At 69.9% G+C, this 6,689-nt stretch carries 6 protein-coding genes and 1 pseudogene; 4 read left to right on the top strand and 3 right to left on the bottom strand.

All coding sequences use genetic code 11. The features are described from left to right. Positions 1 to 655: enolase C-terminal domain-like protein (locus tag AC27VN_RS28840; RefSeq protein ID WP_490878751.1), on the top strand; the 655-nt coding region annotated here is incomplete at its 5' end. Here AC27VN_RS28840 and AC27VN_RS28835 read toward each other — a convergent pair. Both AC27VN_RS28835 and AC27VN_RS28830 read right to left on the bottom strand, forming a co-directional pair. Beyond that, complete coding sequence (locus AC27VN_RS28835; protein WP_296781686.1) at positions 652 to 1,548, bottom strand: LysR family transcriptional regulator; 897 nt, start codon at positions 1,546 to 1,548, stop codon at positions 652 to 654. The two genes, AC27VN_RS28840 and AC27VN_RS28835, sit on opposite strands and share 4 nt — an antisense overlap. Positions 1,549 to 1,615: 67 nt before the next feature. Further along, complete coding sequence (locus tag AC27VN_RS28830; protein WP_490878750.1) at positions 1,616 to 2,446, bottom strand: transglutaminase-like domain-containing protein; 831 nt, start codon at positions 2,444 to 2,446, stop codon at positions 1,616 to 1,618. A gap of 296 nt (positions 2,447 to 2,742) precedes the next feature. Between AC27VN_RS28830 and AC27VN_RS28825 the strand changes: the two genes are divergently transcribed. Both AC27VN_RS28825 and katE read left to right on the top strand, forming a co-directional pair. Continuing rightward, the gene (locus tag AC27VN_RS28825; RefSeq protein ID WP_177239491.1) at positions 2,743 to 2,892 is read left to right on the top strand and encodes a hypothetical protein; all 150 of its coding nucleotides are present in this window, start codon (positions 2,743 to 2,745) and stop codon (positions 2,890 to 2,892) included. A gap of 31 nt (positions 2,893 to 2,923) precedes the next feature. Beyond that, positions 2,924 to 5,134, top strand: a pseudogene (gene katE, locus AC27VN_RS28820) (catalase HPII); the annotation flags it as partial. A 274-nt stretch (positions 5,135 to 5,408) separates the two neighbouring features. Here katE and AC27VN_RS28815 read toward each other — a convergent pair. Further along, entirely contained in the window at positions 5,409 to 6,299 is an 891-nt protein-coding gene (locus AC27VN_RS28815; RefSeq protein ID WP_490878749.1) for a LysR family transcriptional regulator, read from the bottom strand. A 76-nt stretch (positions 6,300 to 6,375) separates the two neighbouring features. On the opposite strand from AC27VN_RS28815, the gene AC27VN_RS28810 reads away from it, so the two are divergent. Next, positions 6,376 to 6,689: HpcH/HpaI aldolase family protein (locus AC27VN_RS28810; RefSeq protein WP_490878748.1), on the top strand; the 314-nt coding region annotated here is incomplete at its 3' end.

The following is a 6,689-nucleotide window of genomic DNA, read 5'->3' as shown; positions in this document are numbered from 1 at the left end:
GGACGGCCTCGCGCTCGGCACGCGGCGCGCCGCGCTCGCGGTGGCGCAGGGCTTTCGCGCCATCAAGACCAAGATCGGCCATGCCACGCTGGCCGAGGACCTCGAGGTGGTGCGCGCGCTGCGCGCCGTGGTCGGCGAGCGCGTCGAGCTGCTGGTGGACTACAACCAGGGCCTGAGCGTGCCGGAGGCGGTGCGCCGCATCCGGGCGCTCGAGGACGAGGGCATCGGCTGGGTCGAGGAGCCCACCTTGCAGGAGGACTACGCGGGCCACGCGCGCATCCGCGAGCGCGTGGCGCTGCCGCTGCAGATGGGCGAGAACTGGTGCGGTCCCGAGGAGATGGCCAAGGCGCTGCAGGCCGGCGCCTGCGACCTCGCGATGCCCGATGCGATGAAGATCGGCGGCGTGACCGGCTGGCTGCGCGCCGCCGCGCTGGCGCAGGCGCACGGCGTGCCGATGTCGAGCCACATCTTCCAGGAGGTCAGCGTGCACCTGATGGCGGTGACGCCAACGGCCCACCTGCTCGAGCGCATGGACCTGGCGGCGCCGGTGCTGGCGCGGCCGCTGGCCTTCGAGGACGGCATGGCGACCGCGCCGGCCGAGCCCGGCACCGGCATCGCGTGGGACGAGGAGGCCGTGCGGCGCTATCTGGTCTAGAGCTTGCCGAGCGTGCGCACGATCTCGTCGACCAGCCAGCGGTGCGCCGCGCTGTACTCGTGGCGCGCATGCCAGTGCGCCTGCACCTGGAAGTCGGGCAACGGCACGGGCAGTGGCAGCGCCTTGAGCCCGCCCTGGCGCACGTAGAGGTCGGCCACGCGCGAGGGCAGCAGCACCAGCAGGTCGCTCTGCGACAGCAGCTGCGGCAGCACGGTGAACTGCGGCACGCGCGCCACGATGTTGCGGTTGATGCCGCGCTCGGCCAGCATGTCCTCGATCAGGAAGTGGCCCGAGCGCGGCGACGACACCATCACGTGGCGCGCCGCCGAGAAGGCCGCGAGGCTCATGCGCTCGCCGATGCTCGGATGGCTGGCCGACATCAGGCACACGTAGTGCTCGCGGAACAGCAGCGCGCCGTGCATCGGCGAGCCCAGCGAGGGGATGTTGCCGACCGCCATGTCCAGGCGCCCGGTCGACAGCTCCTCGCCCAGCGTGTCGGAGATCTGCGCGATCTCGATCTCGATGCGCGGCGCCACCTCCTGGAAGCGGCGCAGCAGCGGCGGCACGAAGTACAGCACGCCGATGTCCGACATCGCGAGCCGGAAGCGCCGCGTCGAGCGCAGCGGATCGAAGCTGGCGTTCTGCTCGAGCGTGCCCTCGACCATGGTCAGCGCCTCGCGAAAGCGCTGGAACAACTGCTCGGCCATGCCCGTGGGCACCAGGCCGTCGCTGCCGCGCGAGAACAGGCGGTCGAGGTAGACCTTGCGCAGCTTCGCCAGCGCATAGCTCACGGTCGACTGCGTGACATCGAGCCGCTCGGCCGCATGGGTCACGCTGCGGGTTTCGTAGATCGCGACGAACACGCGAACGAGGTTCAGGTCGAGGTGGCTCATGCGCGGCTTGCGGTTCGTGGGGCGGCGCCTGAATGTGCCACAAGGCCGGCCCCGCGGGCCGCCGGCGCTAGCGCTCTTCTTCGGTCGTCACGTCGAAGCGCGCCAGCGTGTGCGCGCCGAACATCATCGTGATCGGCACGTCGGCCGCGTCGCGCCCGCGCGCCACCGTCACGCGGCCGATGCGGCGCTGGTTGTGGCGCGCGTCGAAGGTGTGCCAGCGGTCGCCGAGGTAGACCTCGAACCAGGCGCTGAAGTCCATCGGCGAGCGCACCGGCGGCACGCCGATGTCGCCGAGGTAGCCGGTCACGTAGCGCGCCGGGATGTTCATGCAGCGGCACAGCGTGATCGCCAGGTGCGCGAAGTCGCGGCACACGCCGGTGCCCTCGCGCAGGCCCTGCGCGGCGGTGCGCGTGGAGCGCGCATTGGCGTAGTCGAAGCGCAGGTGGCCGTGCACGAAATCCGAGATCGCCTGCACGCGCGACCAGCCCGGGGCCACGGCGCCGAAGCGGTCCCAGGCGAACTGCAGCAGTTCGCTGTCGACCTCGCAGTAGCGGCTGGGCAGCAGGAAGGCCAGCGTTTCCACCGGCAGCGCGGCGGGGTCGTGTTCGACGGCGCCGCGGTCCACCGGGTCGGGCGTGCCCGGGTCGGCGATCACGGCCTGGTTGCGCAGCCGCACGTTGGTCACGCCGGCGGGGATCTGCACGCGGGCGCAGGCGTTGCCGAAGGCGTCGAAGTAGTGGTCGGTGAACAGCGGCGGCTCGATCGTGAGCTGCTCGCCGCCGCCGCGCAGGTCCGCCACGCGCGACGGATGGACCTGCAGCATGTAGACCAGCGCGGTGGGCGCGATGGGGGCCGTGGCGAGCGCGAGCTCGATGTCGTAGCCGATCCGGATGAGCATGGGTTCTTTCGCGGGGGAGATTCCCCAATGCCGATCTTGGGGCCTGCGACCCCCGCGCGCGCGGGGTCAACGCGCGCATCGGTCGTAGGCCGTCGCGCTGTCGGTGCCTTCCTACCGCAGGGGCGCCCGCTCTCCCACAGACGGGGGCGGGGCGCCACTACGGGTTTCGCGCGGTGCCGACCCTACGCTTCGTTTCCGCTCGTATCCGAAGCCAGGCGGGGAGATGTCGCAAGTCCTGGCCAGCGATCTTTCGACAGGTCGTACGGGCGCGTTCAACCGGTCTGCTGGAGGGAATCATGGAGTTTTCGTCGCTGTTCGACTCGTTCGCCACCAACTGGGGCGACGAGATCCTGATCTGGTCCGTTGCCGCCGTCGCCGGCTGCATCTGCCTGGTCGCCGTGGTGAATGTGCTGGACATGCTTCTCGACAACGGCGGCGCCGGATGAGCCTGAGCTCCCTTCACGACACCTTGAAAGCCCCTCGATGACGCCACAGAACAAGGCCGCCGCCCGGCGCGCCAAGCCCGCCAAGACTTCCAAAGCGGGGGACGCCAGCGATGCCAAGCAGCAGCAGCTCGAGGGCTTCACGCTCGACCACGGGGCCGAGCTGACGACCAACCAGGGCCTGCGGATCCCCGACAACCACAACTCGCTGAAGGCCGGACGGCGCGGACCCACGCTGCTCGAGGACTTCATCCTGCGCGAGAAGATCACGCACTTCGACCACGAGCGCATCCCCGAGCGCGTGGTGCATGCGCGTGGCGAGGCCGCCCACGGCTACTTCCAGGTCTACAAGTCGATGTCGCAGTTCACCAGCGCCGACTTCCTGCAGGACCCCGAGACGAAGACGCCGGTGTTCGTGCGCTTCTCCACCGTGGCCGGCTCGCGCGGCTCGGCCGATACCGTGCGCGACGTGCGCGGCTTCGCCGTCAAGTTCTACACCCGCGAAGGCAACTACGACCTCGTGGGCAACAACGTGCCGGTGTTCTTCATCCAGGACGCGATGAAGTTCCCCGACCTGATCCATGCCGTGAAGCCCGAGCCGCACCACGAGATGCCGCAGGCCGCGAGCGCGCACGACACCTTCTGGGACTTCGCCTCGCTGATGCCCGAGACCACCCACATGCTGATGTGGGCCATGAGCGACCGCGCGATCCCGCGCAGCCTGCGCATGATGGAAGGCTTCGGCGTCCACACCTTCCGCCTGGTCAATGCGCGCGGCGAGAGCCACTTCGTCAAGTTCCACTGGAAGCCCAAGCTCGGCATCCACGGCCTGGCCTGGGACGAGGCGCAGAAGATCGCGGGCAAGGACCCCGACTTCCATCGCCGCGACCTCTGGGAGGCGATCGAGAACGGCGACTTCCCCGAATGGGAACTCGGCGTGCAGATGATCCCCGAGGGCAAGGAAGGCACGCTGGGCTTCGACCTGCTCGACCCCACCAAGCTGATCCCCGAGGAGATGGTGCCGGTGCAGAAGATCGGCCGCATGGTGCTCAACCGCAACCCCGACAACTTCTTCGCTGAGACCGAGCAGGTGGCGTTCCACCCGGGCCACCTGGTGCCGGGCATCGACTTCACCAACGATCCGCTGCTGCAGGGCCGGCTGTTCTCCTACACCGACACGCAGATCTCGCGGCTGGGCGGTGCCAACTTCCACGAGCTGCCGATCAACAAGGGCGTGTGCCCGTTCCACAACTTCCAGCGCGACGGCATGCACCGCCAGACCATCGCGCGCGGCCAGGTCGCCTACGAGCCCAACACCCTGGGCACGGGCGCCGAGTTCCGCGTGGACGGCGACAGCGCCGGCTTCCAGAGCTATCCCGACGCCGACTACGAGGCGCCCAAGCTGCGCCGCCGCAGCCACACCTTCGACGACCACTTCACGCAGGCGCGCCTGTTCTTCGAGAGCCAGAGCGCGCCCGAGAAGGAGCACATCGTCGCGGCCTTCCGCTTCGAGCTGTCGAAGGTGGAGGTGCCGGCGATCCGCCAGCGCATGGTCGACAACCTCGCGCACGTCGACGAGAAGCTGGCGCGCCGCGTGGCCGAGCCGCTGGGCATCGGCGAGCCCGATGCGCGTGCCGCGGCCGGGCGCGCGGGTTTCCGCGAGCACCGCATCCACCTGCCGATCGAGGAATCGCCCGCGCTCAGCATGGCGGGCACCGGCGACGGCTCGATCCGCACCCGCAAGATCGCGATCCTGGTGGCCGACGGCATCGACTCGGCCTCGCTCAAGCCGATCCGCGAAGCGCTCGAGCAGGCCGGCGCCCAATGCAAGGTCGTGGGCCCGCGCCTGGGTTCGGTGGTCAGCGGCTCCAAGCGCCAGGTCGACACCGATGCCACCTTCGCCAACATGCCCTCGGTGATGTTCGACGCGGTGCTGGTGCCCGCGGGCGCCGAGGGCGCGCGCGCGCTCGCCGCCAGCGGCGACGCGGTGCACTTCGTGCTCGAGGCCTTCAAGCACTGCAAGGCCGTGTGCACGGTGGGCGAGGGCGTGCAACTGCTTTCCACCCTGGGCATCGCCGCCGACACGCCGGCCGACAGCCTGCCGCCGGGCGTGGTGGTGGCGGCGACGCCGGTCACCAACCTCGGCGACGCCAGCGCCGCGCAGCAGATCGCGCAGGACTTCGTCGCCGCGATCGCGAAGCACCGGCACTGGGACCGGCCGAACATCGACGCCGTGCCGGCCTGAGTCCGCTCAGAACGTGTTTGTGATCTATTCATGGTGCCCGCAAGGCAGCAAAGCGTCGCAATCTAGGCGCGCGCCGCCGTCCAGGCTGATGCCTGGACAAGGTGCGCAACGACGAGTGCGGCGCTTTGCTGCCTTGCCCGAAGGGTTGCCCCGCAAAGCTGGCATCTGCGGCGTTGCAAATGCTCGCCGGGCCACCAGCCCGGCTGCGCTTTGCGCCTTGCACCTGCCAGCTTTGCGGGGCAACGGGCACCATGAATAGATCACAAACACGTTCTCAGACCCGTGCCGAACGCCGCAGCTGCTTGAGCAGCAGGCCCAGGTACGGGTTCGGGTCGGCCTCGCGGTAGCCCAGGTGCAGCGCCGACACGGCGCTCTTCTCGCGCAGCCGCTGGTAGACCACGCCCTCGAGCCGGATCGACTCGGTGCCGCTGGGCACGATCGCGAGGCCCACGCCGGCCGACACCAGGCCGACGATGGTCGAGGCGTCGCGCGCCTCCTGCACCATGCGCGGGCGGAAGCCCGCCTTCGAGCACAGCTCCTGCACCTTCCAGTACAGCCCGATGCCCGAATGGCGCGGGTAGAGGATCAACGGCTCGTCGCGCAGGTCGGCGATGCGCACCGGGGCCTGGCTCAGCGCATGCGTGGCCGGCACCGCCACCATCAGCGGCGCCTGGTACCAGGCCTCGATCGCGATGCCCGCGGGGATCGGCACGTTGGGATGGCGCAGGATGCCGAGGTCGAGCCGGTGGCCGTGCACCGCGTCGAGCTGATCGAGCGAGGTCATCTCGTGCAGCGCCAGCGCGATGCGCGGATGCGCGGCCTGGAACTCGCGGATCGCGGCCGGCAGCGTGGCCGAGAGCATCGACGAGGCCGTGTAGCCCAGCGCGATCTTGCCGATGCCGCCCGTGGCCGCGTCGCGCGCCTCGCCCTTGGCCGACTCCACCGATGCGAGGATCGCCTGCGCGCGCTCGAGGAAGTGGCGCCCGGCCTGCGTGAGGTGCACGCGGCGCTTGTCGCGGTCGAGCAGGCGCACCTGCAGCTCCTCCTCGAGCAGGCGGATCTGCGTGCTCAGTGGCGGCTGCGCCATGTGCAGCCGCTGCGCCGCGCGCGTGAAGTTCAGCTCCTCCGCCACCGCCACGAAATAACGCAGATGCCGTAGTTCCATCGATATCTCCTGCGTATGGAAATCTGTGACCAATCAGTATTTCCAAATATAAGGCCGACTGCCTACAGTCGCCGCCATGGAGACAAGAGACACCCCTTCGCCGGCCTCCGCCGGCAGCACCAGCCCCGTGATGCAGCGGCTCGCGCGCCGCCAATGGGTGGCCGCGCTCGGCGTGCGCCATGCGCGCGGCGCCGAGATCGCGCGGCTGGCCAAGGCCAGCGGCCACCATGCGATCTGGGTCGACCTCGAGCACAGCGCGATGCCGATCGACGCGGCCGGCGCCATCTGCGCCACCGCGCTCGACATCGGCCTGGTGCCCTTCGTGCGCGTGCCCGAACGCGAATACGGCGTGATCGGCCGGCTGCTCGACGCGGGTGCGGCCGGCATCAT

Source organism: Variovorax sp. 20P10.2.4, assembly GCF_058244205.1.
Note: the sequence above shows the minus strand (reverse complement) of the source record. Positions and strands in the feature narration are given on the sequence as shown.

Excerpts from the sequence above, each read along its gene's own strand:
- AC27VN_RS28835 (WP_296781686.1), bottom strand. The coding sequence starts at position 1,548 with ATGAGCCACCTCGACCTGAACCTCGTTCGCGTGTTCGTCGCGATCTAC.
- AC27VN_RS28830 (WP_490878750.1), bottom strand. The coding sequence starts at position 2,446 with ATGCTCATCCGGATCGGCTACGACATCGAGCTCGCGCTCGCCACGGCC.
- AC27VN_RS28825 (WP_177239491.1), top strand. The coding sequence starts at position 2,743 with ATGGAGTTTTCGTCGCTGTTCGACTCGTTCGCCACCAACTGGGGCGAC.
- AC27VN_RS28815 (WP_490878749.1), bottom strand. The coding sequence starts at position 6,299 with ATGGAACTACGGCATCTGCGTTATTTCGTGGCGGTGGCGGAGGAGCTG.